This window comes from Streptomyces olivoverticillatus (genome assembly GCF_014203555.1).
Lineage (GTDB): Bacteria > Actinomycetota > Actinomycetes > Streptomycetales > Streptomycetaceae > Streptomyces > Streptomyces olivoverticillatus.
Map to the genome: position 1 here is coordinate 563892 of NZ_JACHJH010000002.1, position 15419 is coordinate 579310.

The window sequence follows — 15419 nt, forward strand, 5'->3', positions numbered from 1 at the left end:
GGTGGAGGCGCCGGTAACCTGAATCATTCGCTGTTCGTCGTCGCAATGAAGAGAGCACCGTGGCCGCCGACAAGATCGACACCATCGTCAGCCTGAGCAAGCGCCGTGGCTTCGTCTATCCGTGCAGTGAGATCTACGGCGGCCAGCGTGCCGCCTGGGATTACGGACCGCTCGGTGTGGAGCTCAAGGAGAACATCAAGCGCCAGTGGTGGCGCTACATGGTCACCTCGCGCGAGGACGTCGTCGGCATCGACTCGTCGGTGATCCTGGCCTCCGAGGTCTGGGCGGCCTCCGGCCACGTGGCCACCTTCACGGACCCGCTGACCGAGTGCACCTCCTGCCACAAGCGCTTCCGCGCGGACCACCTGGAGGAGGCGTACGAGGCCAAGCACGGCAAGCTGCCCGAGAACGGCCTCGCCGACGTCAACTGCCCCAACTGCGGCAACAAGGGCCAGTTCACCGAGCCCAAGCAGTTCTCCGGCCTGCTCTCCACGCACCTCGGCCCGACCCAGGACACCGGCTCCGTGGCCTACCTGCGCCCCGAGACCGCGCAGGGCATCTTCACCAACTTCGCCCAGGTCCAGCAGACCTCCCGGAAGAAGCCCCCGTTCGGCATCGCCCAGATGGGCAAGTCCTTCCGCAACGAGATCACCCCCGGCAACTTCATCTTCCGCACCCGCGAGTTCGAGCAGATGGAGATGGAGTTCTTCGTCAAGCCGGGCGAGGACGAGCAGTGGCAGGAGTACTGGATGGAGCAGCGCTGGGGCTGGTACACCGGCCTCGGCCTGCGCGAGGAGAACATGCGGTGGTACGAGCACCCCGCGGAGAAGCTCTCCCACTACTCCAAGCGCACCGCTGACATCGAGTACCGCTTCCAGTTCGGCGGCAACGAGTGGGGCGAGCTCGAGGGCGTCGCCAACCGCACCGACTACGACCTCGGCGCCCACTCCAAGGCGTCCGGCCAGGACCTGTCGTTCTTCGACCAGGAGGCCGGCGAGCGCTGGACCCCCTACGTCATCGAGCCCGCCGCCGGTGTCGGCCGCGCCATGCTCGCCTTCCTGCTCGACGCCTACATCGAGGACGAGGCGCCCAACGCCAAGGGCAAGCTGGAGAAGCGCACCGTGCTGCGCCTCGACCCGCGCCTGTCGCCGGTCAAGGTCGCGGTCCTGCCGCTCTCCCGCAACCCGGAGCTGTCCCCGAAGGCCAAGGGCCTGGCCGCGGACCTGCGCAAGCACTGGAACATCGACTTCGACGACGCGGGCGCCATCGGCCGCCGCTACCGCCGCCAGGACGAGATCGGCACGCCGTTCTGCGTCACGGTCGACTTCGACACGCTGGACGACAACGCGGTGACCGTCCGCGAGCGCGACACGATGAAGCAGGAGCGCGTCTCCCTCGACCAGATCGAGGGCTACCTGGCCAGCCGCCTGCTCGGCTGCTGACGCCCGGTCCTCTTCACCCGGAGGCCCCGGTTCCCGCTTGGCGCGGGAGCCGGGGCCTCCGGCTTTCCGGCCGGGCCTCGGGGTGGCACTGGCTGCACCCCCGGGTCGGGCAGCAGTGACATGGTTCCGGCCCCGTCTGCGCGCTTACCGTTTGAGCATGCACATCACCACTGCCTTGCGGCCGCTGCTGCGCCCCTTCGAGAACACCGGTCGGTCCGTCGCCTTCCTCGTCGCCGGTGGCCTGGTGCAGCTTGCTCCGCTGCTCGTTCTCGCCCTGCCGTGGCTGCCCGGTGGGCCGACGGAGGTGCTCAGCGTGCTCCTGGCGGTGTTCGTGCCGCTGGGCGTCCTGATCGGCGCCACACCCTTGCTGACCGCCGTGCAGCGGGCGCGTTTCCGCGGCCGGCTCGGGGTGGACATACCCAGGCCGTTTGCCGTGGAGGGCGCATCGCGCCGGGAGCGGGCCCTGCAGTGGCTGCGCTCGGAGCCGGCCTGGCGGCAGGTCGCGTACCACCTGGTGGCCGGGCCGCTGATCGCGCTGGCCGGTGTGATCACCCTGCTCGTGTGGGCGGTGTCCATCGCGGCGTTCGGTATCTACCTCTGGATGTGGGTGGTGCCGTTCCCGTACCGGCCGGACGTGCTCGGCACCGCGACCCAGGCCGCGTACGTCACCGCCGCCGGGCTGGCCGGGATCTACGGGTCCGCGTGGCTCTCCAACGCGCTCGCCCGGCTCGACACCCGCGCCGCGATGACCCGCCTCGGCCCCAGCCGTGCCGAGCAGTTGGCGCGCCGCGTCGAGGAGGTCACCGAGAGCCGGGCGGGCATGGTGGACGCCGCCGACGCCGAGCGGCGGCGGATCGAGCGCGACCTGCACGACGGCGCCCAGCAGCGGCTGGTGTCCATGGCCGTGAACCTGGGGCTGGCGAAGGTCACGCTGACCGACCTCCCCGACGACGCGCGCAAGGTCATCGACGAGGCCCACCGCGAGGCGAAGGAAGCCATCACCGAGCTCGGCAACCTCGTACGCGGCCTGCACCCGGCCGTCCTGGAGGACCGCGGCCTGGACGCGGCCCTGTCCGGCATCGCGGAACGGACGCCGATCCCGGTGCGGGTCAGGGTGGATCTGCAGTCCAGGCCCTCGGCCGCGATCGAGGCCGTCGCCTACTTCGTGGTCTCCGAGGCCCTCGCCAACGTGGTCAAGCACGCGCAGGCGTCCAGGGCGGATGTCGCCGTCGAAAGGTTCGGGGGGATACTGCTGGTGGTCGTCTCCGACGACGGCGTGGGCGGTGCCGACCCTTCCGGCGGCACCGGGCTGGCGGGACTCGCCAAGCGCGTCGCGTCGGTCGACGGCACCTTCTCCGTCAGCAGCCCCGTGGGGGGCCCGACCGTCGTGACCGTGGAGCTGCCGTGCGCGCTGTGATCGCCGAGGATTCCGTCCTGCTCAGAGTGGGCCTGGTGAGGGTCCTGGAAACGGCCGGTTTCGAGGTGGTCGCGGAAGTGGGTGACGCGGAAGCCCTGTTGGCGGCGGTCGAGGAGCACCGGCCGGACCTCACGGTGTGCGACGTGCGGATGCCGCCGGGCTTCACGGACGAGGGCGTCCGCGCGGCCCTCGCCATCCGCAGCCGGTGGCCGGACCTGGCGGTGCTGCTGCTCTCCCAGTACGTGGAGGAGCGGTACGCCGCCGACCTGCTGTCCGGCAACACGAGCGGGGTCGGCTACCTGCTCAAGCAACGGGTCGCGGACGTCGCGGAGTTCATCGAGGTCCTGCACCGCGTGGCGGCGGGCGGCACGGCTCTGGACCCCCAGGTCGTCGCCCAGCTCCTGACCCGCCGCCACAGCGACCCGCTGGACCGGCTGACGGCCCGGGAGCGCGAGGTCCTGGCCTCCATGGCGGAGGGCCGCTCCAACGCGGGCATCGCGGAGCAACTGGTCGTCAGCGAGAGCGCCGTCGCCAAGCACATCAACAGCATCCTGGCGAAGCTGGACCTGCCGAAGGCGGACGCGGACCACCGGCGGGTGCTGGCGGTGCTGCGGTTCCTCGGCGTGGGGTGAGGGCGGGATTACGCCCGCAGCCCGCGCAGCACCAGATCGCAGACCGTCCCGAACGCCTCGTCGATGCCCGGCCGGTCCCACTCCGTCACGTACGCCGGGTCGTGGAAGCGGCTCGTGGCGTCCCAGACGGCGCGGGCCGTCGCGGCGGCGTCCACGGCGGTGAACTCGCCCTGGGCGACACCGGCTTCCACGATCCGGGCGAGCTGCCCGATCATGATCCCGATGTGCCGCTCGACCGTCCCGCTGTTCTCGCCGGCCAGGACCATGTACGTCGCGAACAGCTCCGGGTCGCCGCCCGCCTTGCGCCGCTTCGCGGCGAACAGCGTGGTGAGCCACTGGCGCAGCCGGGGCCCGGCCGGGCCCTCCGCGTCGGCGACGGCGGAGAGTTCGGCGTGCGACTGGTCCAGCCAGCGGTCCGTGACCGCCTCCCGCAGGGCGGACTTGCTGCCGAAGTGCCGGTAGACGCTGCCGTGACTGACGCCCAGCGCCCGCGCCACGTCGACCACCGTGGCCTTGGCGGGGCCGTAGCGGCGCAGGACGTCCTCGGTGGCTTCGAGGATGCGGGCGGGGGTCAGCGGGTCGGCCATGGGGGTGCGGCGTCCTTTCGGTGGGGCGCGGGTTCGGGCGCCTTATATGACCGTACCCGGCCCGCGCCCTCGGTCAGTGCTCGCTGTCGAGGTGGGCCATCTGCTCCGCCGGGTAGCGGTCGCCCGCCGCCGCGTCCGCCGGGACCGCCGCCTCGATGGCGGCCAGATCGGCCTCGGAGAGGGTGACGTCCAGGGCGCCCAGCGCCTCCGTCAGGCGCTCGCGGGTACGGGCGCCCACCAGCGGGACGATGTCCTCGCCGCGCGAGAGGACCCAGGCGATCGCGGCCTGGGCGACGCTGACGCCCCGCTCCTCGGCGACCTTGCGCAGCGCCTCCACCAGGTCCAGGTTGCGCTGCAGGTTCTCGCCCTGGAAGCGCGGGCTCATGCCGCGGAAGTCATTGGCCGCCAGCTTCCGGTCGCGGGCGAAGTGGCCGCTGATCAGGCCGCGCGAGAGCACTCCGTACGCGGTGACGCCGATGCCCAGTTCGCGGCAGACGGGCAGGATCCGGTCCTCGATGCCGCGGGAGATCAGGCTGTACTCGATCTGGAGGTCGGCGATCGGGGCCACCGAGGCGGCCCGGCGGATGGTGTCGGCGCCTGCCTCGGACAGGCCGATGTGGCGCACGTATCCGGCCTCGACGAGCTCGGCGATGGCGCCCACCGTCTCCTCGATCGGCACGTCGGGGTCGACGCGGGCGATGCGGTAGACGTCGATGTGGTCGGTGCCCAGCCGCTGGAGCGAGTATGCGGCGAAGCTCTTCACCGCGGCCGGGCGGCCGTCGTAGCCCAGCCATGCGCCGTCCGGGCCGCGCAGGGCGCCGAACTTGACGCTGGTCAGCGCCTGCTCCCGGGCCTTGGCGGGGGCGCTGCGCAGGGCTTCGCCGATGAGCATCTCGTTGTGGCCCATGGCGTAGAAGTCGCCGGTGTCCAGCAGGGTGACGCCCGCGTCGAGGGCGGCGTGAACGGTGGCGATCGACTCGGCGCGGTCGGTGTCGCCGTAGAGGGCGGACATGCCCATGCAGCCGAGGCCGAGGGCGGAGACCTGGGGGCCGGTGGTGCCGAGGGTGCGGTGCAGCACGGGGAACTCCACATCAGAGATCAGAGGGGGGAGGGGTGCTCAAGTAGAGTGACACATGGAATGACAGATTTCAATATCTGTCATTCCATGTACGTCATTCCTTGTGCGTCGACCCCCGGCCTCAAGCCCCCTCAGCGCACCGTCCGCGGCAGCCGCAGCGTCAGCAGCACCGTCACGGCCACCGCAACCAACTGCACCGCCAGCGTGATCATCAGCGCCTCCCGCATCCCCGAGCCCGGCGTCAGCGACAGGAACAGCGACCCGAGCGTGGCCACGCCCAGCGCCATGAACGCCTGCTGCGTGGTCACCAGCACCCCGCTGCCCACCCCCGCCCGGTCCACCGGCACCTCGCTCAGCACCAGCCGGATCGTCAGCGGCATCAGCAGCCCCTGCCCCAGCCCCTGCACGGCCAGCCCCGGCGCCAGCCCCAGGACCCCCAGCCCGTGCCAGCCGAACCAGAAGGTCGCCGCCACTATGGCCAGACCGGCCGCCTGCACCAGCGCCCCGGCCGTCGCCAGCCGCCGCCCGTACCGCGAGGCCAGCCGGGGCCCGGCCAGCGAGCCGATCAGGAACGTCACGCACATCGGCACCAGCGTCAGCCCCGCCGCCGACGGCCCCATCCGCAGGCCTTCCTGCAACGCCACCGCCAGGACGAACATGAAGCCGCCCCAGCCGATGGAGAACGGCATGATCAGCGTCAGCCCGCTGCGCACCGCGTGCACCCGCAGCAGCGACGGCGGCACCAGCGGCACCCGGCCCGCCCGCTCCAGCCGCCGCTCCACCACGACGAACGCCACCGCCGCGACCGGGAAGAGCGCCAGCAGCACCCACGACCACAGCGGCCACCCCGCGGCCCGGCCCTCCGTCAGCGGCACCAGCAGCGACACCAGCGAGAGAGACAGCAGGGCCGTGCCCCAGCCGTCCACGCCCGCCGGGCGCTCCGAGCGCGTCTCCGGCACCGCGCGCACCGCGAGCAGCAGAGCCGCTGCCGCGATCGGCGCGTTGATCAGGAAGATGGACCGCCAGCCGGTCCCCGCGAGATCGGCCGAGACCAGCACCCCGCCGAGCACCTGCCCGACCGCGCTCACCACCCCGGCCGTACCGCTGTACAGGCTCAGCGCCTTCGTCCGCTGCGCACCGCTGGTCGTGGCCTGGATCGTCGCCAGCACCTGCGGCAGCATCAGCGCCGACGCCGCGCCCTGCGCGACCCGCGCCACCACCAGCGTCCACGCGTCCGGCGCCAGACCACAGGCCACGGACGTCACGCCGAAGGCCGCGGTGCCCCACAGGAACAGCCGCCTGCGGCCGACCATGTCGCCCAGCCGGCCGCCGAGCACCAGCAGCACCGCGTAGGCGATGCCGTAGCCGCCGACCACCATCTCCAGCAGCGCCGGTCCGGCGTGCAGGTCCCGGTCGATCGTCGGCAGGGCGACGTTGACGATGAAGAAGTCCAGGAACGGCAGCGCCGCACCGAGCAGCACCGTCGCCAGCCCCAGGGGGCGCAGCCCGGGTGAGGCGGACTCGGGGGAGGGGGCGGGCACGGGGGTCGTAGGGGCAGAGGCCGGACTGGCTATACGCGGTTCACTCACGGATACGACGATGGCGGTGCCCGCAGCCTGGTACCAGAGTCTCCTTATCCTGGTACTGGCGCTACCTGGCAACAGGCTGCCGTGACCAGCACCCTGGAGTCATGACGATGATGACGCTCACCCCTCCCGCCGTAGCCGGCCGTACGGCGGACGACGTACGGCGCAGAGCACTGGCCGCCTTCCTCCGCTCCCGCCGCGAGCGCATCAGCCCCGAGCAGGCGGGCCTGCCGCGCGGCCCCCGCCGGCGCACGCCGGGCCTGCGCCGCGAGGAGGTCGCCCAGCTCGCCGCCGTGGGCGTCACCTGGTACACGTGGCTGGAGCAGGCGCGCGAGATCCAGGTCTCCGCGCAGGTCCTGGACGCCGTGGCCCGCGCCCTGATGCTCGACCGCGGCGAGCGCTCCCACCTCTTCGCCCTGGCGGGCGTCGTCGACCCGCTGCCCGGCACGGACAGCACCGCCGTCACACCGGCGCTGCGCCGGATGCTCGACGCGCTGGAGCCGCTGCCCGCCTGCCTGCAGAACGCGCGCTACGACATCCTCGCCCACAACCGCATGTACGGCCGTCTGATGTGCGACCTCGACGCCCTGCCGCCGGAGGAGCGCAACTGCCTCTGGCTGCACTTCGTCAGCCCCGAGTGGCGTGCCGCGGCCGTCAACGGCGAGGAGGCCCGGCGTGCCATGGCCGCCAAGTTCCGCTCCTCGATGGCCGAGCACATCGCCGAACCCGCCTGGAAGTGCCTGCTCAGGCGGCTGCTCGACGCCTCGGAGGAGTTCCGGCGGCTGTGGGCGGAGCACGAGGTCGTCTCCGTCGACGTCCATAAGGCGGCGATCCTGAACGTCCCCCGGGCGGGCCTGATGCGCCTGGACCACACCAGCCTGTGGACCGGCCCCACCCCCGGCACCCGCCTGATCACCTTCACCCCCGCCGATGCGGAGTCCGACCGGGCGCTGCGCCGGCTGCACGCCCAGGTGAGCGCCGGCGACCGGCCGGGCCCCGGGGACGACTGCGCCGGATGAGGGACAATGGACGGTCAGCCCAACCGTCCGCATGACTTCGAGGAAGCTCCCTCCATGACGCTCCAGATCGGTCCGCACTCCGTGCAGCCGCCGGTGGTCCTGGCCCCGATGGCCGGGATCACCAACGCCCCGTTCCGCACGCTGTGCCGCGAGTTCTCGGGCGGCAAGGGCCTCTTCGTCAGCGAGATGATCACCACGCGTGCGCTCGTCGAGCGGGACGCCAAGACCATGCGGCTGATCCACTTCGACGGGACCGAGAAGCCCCGCTCCATCCAGCTCTACGGCGTCGACCCGGTCACCGTCGGCAAGGCCGTCCGCATGATCGTGGACGAGGACCTGGCCGACCACATCGACCTCAACTTCGGCTGCCCCGTCCCCAAGGTCACCCGCAAGGGCGGCGGCTCGGCCCTGCCCTACAAGCGCAACCTGCTGCGCTCCATCCTGCGCGAGGCCGTGGGCAACGCCGGGGCGCTCCCGGTGACCATGAAGATGCGCAAGGGCATCGACGACGACCACATCACCTACCTCGACGCCGGGCGGATCGCCGTCGAGGAGGGCGTCACCGCCATCGCCCTGCACGGCCGCACGGCCGCCCAGCACTACGGCGGCACCGCCGACTGGGACGCCATCGCCCGCCTGAAGGAGACCGTCCCCGAGATCCCCGTGCTCGGAAACGGCGACATCTGGTCGGCCGAGGACGCGGTGCGGATGATGCGCGAGACCGGCTGCGACGGCGTGGTGGTCGGCCGCGGCTGCCTCGGCCGGCCCTGGCTCTTCGGCGACTTGGTCGCCGCCTTCGAGGAGGGCGGCGAGGGCACGTACGCGCAGCCCACCCTGCGCGAGGTGGCCAGGGTGATGGTGCGCCACGCAGAGCTGCTGGGCCAGTGGCTGGAGAACGAGGAACGCGGCGTCATCGACTTCCGCAAGCACGTCGCCTGGTACACCAAGGGCTTTTCGATCGGCTCGGAGCTGCGAAAGAAGCTGGCAATCACCTCATCTCTGGACGAACTGGACGCTCTTCTGAGCGAGCTCGACCTGGATCAGCCCTGGCCTATCGGTGCGGACGGGCCGCGCGGGCGCACCTCCGGGCGCAATCGCGTGGTGCTTCCGGACGGCTGGCTCGACGATCCGTACGACTGCGCCGCGGTGAGTGCGGACGCTGAACTTGACACTTCCGGCGGCTGAACGGCTCTCGACAGGGCGTGATTCTCGCCACCTCTGATCGGGGCTCTGCTCACATGAGCGCCGAAAATGAGGCTGCACCTTCCCAAGGGGTGGCACTGCGTGCCACCCCTATTGGGTTCACTGGTTGACGTCAGACGGTGGCATTTTCCGGACATTCATCGACGCACCGCGATGTCTCCAAAGCACTCCGTCACACTGTCTTCAAGACATGAAGATTGCGGGGTCGTCCCTCAAATGAGCACTCGACTTTAGATCTGCTGGCGGACGGGTGGTTACGCCCCCAGGACGGCGGAGTGGACCTCCTCAACAGCCTTCGATCTGGGTACGCTCCCCGCCGTCAGGGCAGCCCACCTCCCTCATCTGCGTCCGGGAGGCCCAGTGAGGAGTCGAGTCCCCGTGCCGGTAACCGAAGATCGCCAGAAGTTCGTCTACGACTTCACCGAAGGCAACAAGGACCTCAAGGACCTGCTCGGCGGGAAGGGTGCCAACCTCGCCGAGATGACCAACCTCGGTCTGCCCGTCCCTCCGGGCTTCACCATCACCACCGAGGCGTGCAAGGTCTACCTCGACGGGGGCGCGGAGCCGCCGCAGATGCGCGACGAGGTCACCGCCCACCTCCAGGCGCTCGAGGAGCGCATGGGCAAGAAGCTCGGGCAGGCCGACAATCCGCTGCTGGTCTCCGTCCGCTCCGGCGCCAAGTTCTCCATGCCCGGCATGATGGACACCGTCCTGAACATCGGGCTCTCCGACGAGTCCGTGGTCGGGCTCGTGGCCCAGGCCGGCGACGAGCGGTTCGCCTGGGACTCCTACCGCCGCCTCATCCAGATGTTCGGCAAGACCGTGCTGGGCGTCGACGGCGACCTCTTCGAGGAGGCGCTGGAGGAGGCCAAGCAGGCCAAGGGCGTCACCACCGACGTGGACCTCGACGCCGCCGACCTCAAGCGACTGGTCGAGCAGTTCAAGGCCATCGTCTCCAAGGAGACCGGCCGGGAGTTCCCGCAGGCGCCCCGCGAGCAGATGGACCTCGCCATAAGGGCGGTCTTCGACTCGTGGAACGGCGAGCGCGCCAAGCTCTACCGCCGCCAGGAGCGCATCCCCGGCGACCTCGGCACGGCCGTCAACATCTGCTCGATGGTCTTCGGCAACCTGGGCCCCGACTCCGGCACAGGCGTCGCCTTCACCCGCGACCCGGCCAGCGGCCACCAGGGCGTCTACGGCGACTACCTGCAGAACGCCCAGGGCGAGGACGTCGTCGCGGGCATCCGCAACACCATGCAGCTCGCCGAGCTGGAGCGCATCGACAAGACGTCGTACGACCAGCTGATGCAGATCATGGAGACGCTGGAGACGCACTACCGCGACCTGTGCGACATCGAGTTCACCATCGAGCGCGGCAAGCTGTGGATGCTGCAGACCCGGGTGGGCAAGCGCACCGCGGGTGCGGCCTTCCGCATCGCCACCCAGCTGGTGGACCAGGGCCTGATCGACGAGGCCGAGGCGCTGCAGCGCGTCACCGGTGCCCAGCTGGCGCAGCTGATGTTCCCGCGCTTCGACGAGAAGGCGACCACGGAGCTGCTGGGCCGGGGCATCGCCGCCTCGCCGGGCGCCGCGGTCGGCAAGGCGGTCTTCGACTCGTACACCGCCGTGAAGTGGTCGCGCTCCGGTGAGAAGGTCATCCTCATCCGCCGCGAGACCAACCCCGACGACCTCAACGGCATGATCGCCGCCGAGGGCATCCTGACCTCGCGCGGCGGCAAGACCTCGCACGCGGCCGTCGTGGCCCGCGGCATGGGCAAGACCTGTGTCTGCGGCGCGGAGGAGCTGGAGGTCGACACCAAGCGGCGCCGGATGACCGCCCCGGGCGGGGTCGTCATCGAGGAGGGCGACGTCGTCTCCATCGACGGCTCCTCCGGCAAGGTCTACCTCGGCGAGGTGCCCGTCGTGCCGTCGCCGGTCGTCGAGTACTTCGAGGGCCGGATGCACGCGGGCGCCGACGACGCCGACGAGCTGGTCCAGGCCGTGCACCGGATCATGGCCTACGCCGACCGGATGCGCCGGCTGCGGGTGCGGGCCAACGCCGACAACGCCGAGGACGCCTCCCGCGCCCGCCGCTTCGGCGCCCAGGGCATCGGCCTGTGCCGCACCGAGCACATGTTCCTCGGCGAGCGGCGCGAGCTGGTCGAGCGGCTGATCCTGGCCGACACCGAGACCGAGCGCGACGAGGCGCTCGGGGCCCTGCTGCCGCTGCAGAAGGCCGACTTCGTGGAGCTGTTCGAGGCGATGGACGGGCTGCCGGTCACGGTCCGCCTGCTCGACCCGCCGCTGCACGAGTTCCTCCCCGACATCACCGAGCTGTCGGTGCGGGTCGCGCTCGCCGAGGCCCGCCAGGAGGCGCACGAGAACGACCTGCGCCTGCTGCAGGCCGTGCACAAGCTGCACGAGCAGAACCCGATGCTGGGTCTGCGTGGCGTCCGTCTCGGCCTGGTCATCCCCGGCCTGTTCGCCATGCAGGTCCGGGCCATCGCCGAGGCCGCGGCCGAGCGCCTGGAGGCCAAGGGCGACCCGCGCGCCGAGATCATGATCCCGCTGGTGGGCACGGTGCAGGAGCTGGAGATCGTGCGGGAGGAGGCCGAGCGCGTCATCGCCGACGTCGAGGCCGCCACCGGCGCCGACCTCAAGCTGCCCCTCGGCACGATGATCGAGCTGCCCCGGGCCGCGCTGACGGCCGGTCAGATCGCCGAGGCCGCCGAGTTCTTCTCCTTCGGCACCAACGACCTGACCCAGACCGTGTGGGGCTTCTCGCGCGACGACGTCGAGGCGTCCTTCTTCACCGCGTACCTGGAGAAGGGGATCTTCGGGGTCAGCCCGTTCGAGACCATCGACAAGGACGGCGTCGGCTCGCTGGTGCGGGCGGCGGCCGAGGCCGGGCGCCGTACGCGCCCCGACCTCAAGCTCGGCGTCTGCGGCGAGCACGGCGGTGACCCGGAGTCGGTGCACTTCTTCCACGAGGTGGGCCTGGACTACGTCTCCTGCTCGCCGTTCCGGATCCCGGTCGCCCGGCTGGAGGCGGGCCGCGCGGCGGCCGTGGCGTCCGGCAGCGACAGCCGCTGAGCGCAGTCCGGTTGACCACCGGAGCCGCAGTTGGGATGACCTCGACCCTCAGACCCTGGCGGCTCCGGTAGAGGAGGGAGCGGCCCCCCGCGGGGGGCCGCTCCCTCCGCATGCGCGGGGCCTGGGGCGGAGCCCCGGTTAACCTGCGCGTAACGTGGGCGGCACCCCCTGGTCATCAGGGGGCCCGCGGCATGGCGAAGGGGCGGCGCCCGTGCGGGAGCGCCGCCCCTCTTTACTCCCCCACCGGGAGTTGTTGCCGCCCGCATCGGCTCGGGCGGCAACTCGCATACTCAGCGGCCGCTTTTTCGCTCGCCACCCCCCACGGGAACGAGCGGGGGCGGCCCCGAGTGCGTGAATAGCATTTCGCTTCTGCGATGTTCGCCGCGAGTCCTTTCAACTGTGGCCAAAAGGGCGTGGTAACACCGCGTATCGGTGTGCATACTCAGTGGGCGGGGGGTGGTTGCGGATGTCTCATGTGGGGGTTTGGTGCTGCGTGTCCATTTCACTGGACTCGATCTGGCCCGGTTGCGCCTGGCCGGAGACCCGGACGCGCTCTGGGAAACCGTATTGAGCCTGCACCGGCTCCGGGACAAACAAGGCGAGTCGATCTTTGGAGATTGGCGCTCGGAAACCCGCGCTCGGTTGAATGGTGAAACGCGGCTTCTCGCGCCGCTCGTTCCCTCCCGGGGATATTTCCCGGACTTCCTGACACCGCCCGAAGGCTTACTCGGACTCGAGTCCGGCATACAGGCCCTGCGGGCCACCCCGGCCGAGAGGGTGCACCAGGAACTGAGCAAGCTCTCCACCGTCCGCACCCTGCCCGCCTGGATACGATCGCTGGCCGAGGGGGACTCCCGGGCGTTCGGCAAGCTGATCGGCGCCCTGCACACCTACCACCAGGCCGCCATCGCCCCGTACTGGGACCACATCCAGGCGCAGATCGAGGCGGACCGGGCCGTGCGCGGCCGGGCGCTGCTGGACGGCGGCGCGGACGCGCTGCTGTCCTCGCTGCCGCCCACGATGCGCTGGCACGCACCGGTGCTGGAGGTGGACTACCCCGTCGACCGCGATCTGCACCTCGACGGCCGCGGTCTGCTGCTCCTGCCGTCCTTCTTCTGCCGCCGCACGCCGGTGACCCTGCAGAACCCGGAGCTCACGCCCGTCCTGGTCTATCCGGCCCGGCACATGTCGGAGACTGCGCCCGTGGTCCCCGCCGCGCCCCGCTCGCTGGGCAAGCTCGTCGGCCACACGCGCTCGGCGGTCCTCGGCTCGATCGGCGGCGGCTGCACCACCAGCGAACTGGCGCGCAGGGTGGGCGTGTCGGCGGCCTCGGCCAGCCAGCACGCGGGCGTGCTGCGCGAGGCGGGCCTGGTGCTGACCCTGCGCAACGGCAGCGCGGTGATGCACACCCTCACGCCCCTGGGTGCCGCCCTGCTGCGCGGCGGCCACCGCGGCCAGCAGCGCGGCGCCCGGGCTCAGTCGTCGATGCCGGAGCGTTCGACGCCCGCCACGATGTAGCGGTCTCCCGGGGGCTGACCCCCGGACCCCCAGCCGGGTCGCGCGCCGGCGCGGTCAGTCGTCGATGCCCGAGCGTTCCACCCCCGCCACGATGTAGCGCTGCAAAAGTAAGAAGACCACCAGCAGCGGGACGATCGAGACGGCCGCGGCGGTGAACAGCTCGTGGATGTTGACGACCTGGGCCGTGGTGAACGTCGACAGGGCCACCTGGACCGTCCACGCGTCGCGGCTCTGGCCGATGACCAGCGGCCACAGGAAGGCGTTCCAGGCGCCGATGAAGACGATCGTGCCGACCGCCGCGAAGACCGGCCGGGAGTTGGGGACCACCACGCGCCAGTACGTACGCCAGTAACCCAGGCCGTCGACCTGCGCCGCGTCCTCCAGCTCCCGGGGGAAGCCCAGGAAGTACTGGCGGAAGACGAAGCACGCGAAGGCGCTGAAGAGCGTGGGCACGATCAGCCCGCGCAGCGTCGAGATCCAGCCGAGCGAGGAGACGAGGACGAACGAGGGGACGAACGTCACCGCTGCCGGGACCATCAGGGTGCCCAGCACCGCGTAGAAGACGGCGTTCGCGTGCCGGCAGGGGATGCGGGCCAGGCCGTACCCCGCGAGCGAGGCGAGCAGCAGCGTGCCGAGCGTCGTCGCGACGGCGATCAGCGTGGAGTTCAGCAGCGCGTGCGCCATCGGTACGTCCGGGTCGGCGAACAGCTCGCGCACGTTCGCCCAGTGGGCCCGGTGCGGGAAGAAGGTCCAGCCGGGGGCGGTGATCTCCCGCTCGGTGGCCAGGCCGTTGCGGACGAGCAGGTAGAAGGGGATGAGGAACAGCGCGGCCAGCACGGTCAGCAGCACCAGCCGCAGCGCGCGCCCGGCGCGCACGAGAGCGTCGTCCACGGATCACTCCTCCTTGCGGCCGAGGCCGGTCAGACGTGCCTGGGCGACGGTGACCACGGCGATCACCAGCGCGAGGATCACGGCGCCCGCGCTGCCCAGGCCGAGGTTCTGCCCCTGGCCGAGGGCGGTGTAGTAGAGGTAGACCAGCGGCGGGCGGGCGTAGGGCGGGTAACCGCGGGCGTCCGAGAGCAGGTTGTAGAACTCGTCGAAGGCCTGGAAGGCGCCGATGACCAGCAGCAGCACCACCGCCACGGAGGTGGCGCGCAGGGCGGGGAAGGTGATGTGGCGGAAGGTCTGCCAGCCGGGCCGGGCACCGTCCAGCGCGGCCGCCTCGTAGAGCCGGGGCGGGATGCGTTGGAGCCCGGCGAGGAAGAGCACCATGTAGAAGCCGGTCTGCAGCCACAGCCGGACGGTGACGAGGACCAGCCAGTACCAGGGCGGGTCGGTGCCCGCGAGCCAGGCGACGGGCTCGGCGCCGAACCAGCCGAGGACGGTGTTGGCCAGCCCGAAGCGGACCCCGTTGAAGAGCGACAGCTTCCACACCAGCGCCGCGACGACGTAGGAGCAGGCGGCCGGCAGGAAGAAGACCGACCGGAAGAACGCCTGCGCGAAGCGCAGCCGGTTCACGGCCAGGGCCAGCGCCAGGGAGAGCGCGTAGGTGGCGGGGACGATGAAGGCGGTGAAGAGTGCGAAGGTGGCCAGCGAGGAGCGGAAGGCGGGGTCGGCCAGCATCGCGGCGTAGTTGTCCAGGCCGGTGAAGTCGCTGGGCGTGACGGTGTTGTGGGCGTCGAAGAAGCTGAGGTAGACGCTCCAGCCGAGCGGGACGTAGGTGAAGAGGGCGAGGCCGGCCGCGAACGGCCCGACGAAAATCCAGAACCAGAGGGTATGGTTCCGCTTCCTGTGGTTCCCTTTCCTGCGGTTCCTTGCCGCCGTGGTCGCTGTCGTCACGGCCG

At 71.1% G+C, this 15419-nt stretch carries 12 protein-coding genes; 7 read left to right on the top strand and 5 right to left on the bottom strand.

All coding sequences use genetic code 11. The features are described from left to right. The first annotated feature begins 59 nt into the window (after window positions 1-59). The 3 genes from FHS39_RS07825 (at window position 60) to FHS39_RS07835 (ending at window position 3491) form a co-directional block, all read left to right on the top strand. A complete protein-coding gene (locus FHS39_RS07825) occupies window positions 60-1442 on the top strand; it encodes a glycine--tRNA ligase (protein ID WP_184347666.1) in 1383 nt (460 codons plus the stop codon). A 157-nt stretch (window positions 1443-1599) separates the two neighbouring features. Then, the gene (locus tag FHS39_RS07830; RefSeq protein WP_184347668.1) at window positions 1600-2859 is read left to right on the top strand and encodes a sensor histidine kinase; all 1260 of its coding nucleotides are present in this window, start codon (window positions 1600-1602) and stop codon (window positions 2857-2859) included. Then, the gene (locus tag FHS39_RS07835) at window positions 2847-3491 is read left to right on the top strand and encodes a response regulator (protein ID WP_184347670.1); all 645 of its coding nucleotides are present in this window, start codon (window positions 2847-2849) and stop codon (window positions 3489-3491) included. The genes FHS39_RS07830 and FHS39_RS07835 overlap by 13 nt, the downstream gene beginning before the upstream one ends. Window positions 3492-3499: 8 nt before the next feature. On the opposite strand, the gene FHS39_RS07840 is transcribed toward FHS39_RS07835, so the two are convergent. The 3 genes from FHS39_RS07840 to FHS39_RS07850 form a co-directional block, all read right to left on the bottom strand. Further along, complete coding sequence (locus tag FHS39_RS07840) at window positions 3500-4078, bottom strand: TetR/AcrR family transcriptional regulator (RefSeq protein WP_184347672.1); 579 nt, start codon at window positions 4076-4078, stop codon at window positions 3500-3502. 73 nt (window positions 4079-4151) lie between these two features. Beyond that, complete coding sequence (locus FHS39_RS07845; RefSeq protein WP_184348758.1) at window positions 4152-5156, bottom strand: aldo/keto reductase; 1005 nt, start codon at window positions 5154-5156, stop codon at window positions 4152-4154. Window positions 5157-5287: 131 nt separating this feature from the next. Further along, window positions 5288-6697, bottom strand: coding sequence for an MFS transporter (locus FHS39_RS07850; protein ID WP_343069428.1), 1410 nt, complete (start codon window positions 6695-6697; stop codon window positions 5288-5290). 158 nt (window positions 6698-6855) lie between these two features. Between FHS39_RS07850 and FHS39_RS07855 the strand changes: the two genes are divergently transcribed. The 4 genes from FHS39_RS07855 to FHS39_RS07870 all read left to right on the top strand — a co-directional run bounded on the left by FHS39_RS07855 (window position 6856) and on the right by FHS39_RS07870 (window position 13575). Continuing rightward, window positions 6856-7761 carry a helix-turn-helix transcriptional regulator gene (locus FHS39_RS07855; RefSeq protein ID WP_246470055.1) on the top strand — a complete coding sequence of 302 codons (906 nt, stop codon included), beginning with the start codon at window positions 6856-6858 and terminating at the stop codon, window positions 7759-7761. 54 nt (window positions 7762-7815) lie between these two features. Then, window positions 7816-8946 (top strand): tRNA dihydrouridine synthase DusB, encoded by a 1131-nt coding sequence (gene dusB, locus FHS39_RS07860; protein WP_184347676.1) that lies wholly within the window; start codon window positions 7816-7818, stop codon window positions 8944-8946. Between the two features lie 396 nt (window positions 8947-9342). Next, window positions 9343-12057 carry a pyruvate, phosphate dikinase gene (gene ppdK / locus FHS39_RS07865; RefSeq protein ID WP_184347678.1) on the top strand — a complete coding sequence of 905 codons (2715 nt, stop codon included), beginning with the start codon at window positions 9343-9345 and terminating at the stop codon, window positions 12055-12057. Between the two features lie 486 nt (window positions 12058-12543). Next, a complete protein-coding gene (locus tag FHS39_RS07870; RefSeq protein ID WP_184347680.1) occupies window positions 12544-13575 on the top strand; it encodes a helix-turn-helix domain-containing protein in 1032 nt (343 codons plus the stop codon). A 54-nt stretch (window positions 13576-13629) separates the two neighbouring features. Here FHS39_RS07870 and FHS39_RS07875 read toward each other — a convergent pair whose 3' ends face one another. Then, entirely contained in the window at window positions 13630-14466 is an 837-nt protein-coding gene (locus FHS39_RS07875) for an ABC transporter permease subunit (RefSeq protein ID WP_184347682.1), read from the bottom strand. A gap of 3 nt (window positions 14467-14469) precedes the next feature. Continuing rightward, a complete protein-coding gene (locus FHS39_RS07880; RefSeq protein ID WP_184347684.1) occupies window positions 14470-15414 on the bottom strand; it encodes a carbohydrate ABC transporter permease in 945 nt (314 codons plus the stop codon). Between the last annotated feature and the right edge of the window lie 5 nt (window positions 15415-15419).

Bases quoted from the DNA above. Each gene is read 5' to 3' on its own strand.
- FHS39_RS07840 (WP_184347672.1), bottom strand. From the start codon at position 4,078: ATGGCCGACCCGCTGACCCCCGCCCGCATCCTCGAAGCCACCGAGGAC.
- FHS39_RS07830 (WP_184347668.1), top strand. From the start codon at position 1,600: ATGCACATCACCACTGCCTTGCGGCCGCTGCTGCGCCCCTTCGAGAAC.
- dusB (WP_184347676.1), top strand. From the start codon at position 7,816: ATGACGCTCCAGATCGGTCCGCACTCCGTGCAGCCGCCGGTGGTCCTG.
- FHS39_RS07855 (WP_246470055.1), top strand. From the start codon at position 6,856: ATGACGCTCACCCCTCCCGCCGTAGCCGGCCGTACGGCGGACGACGTA.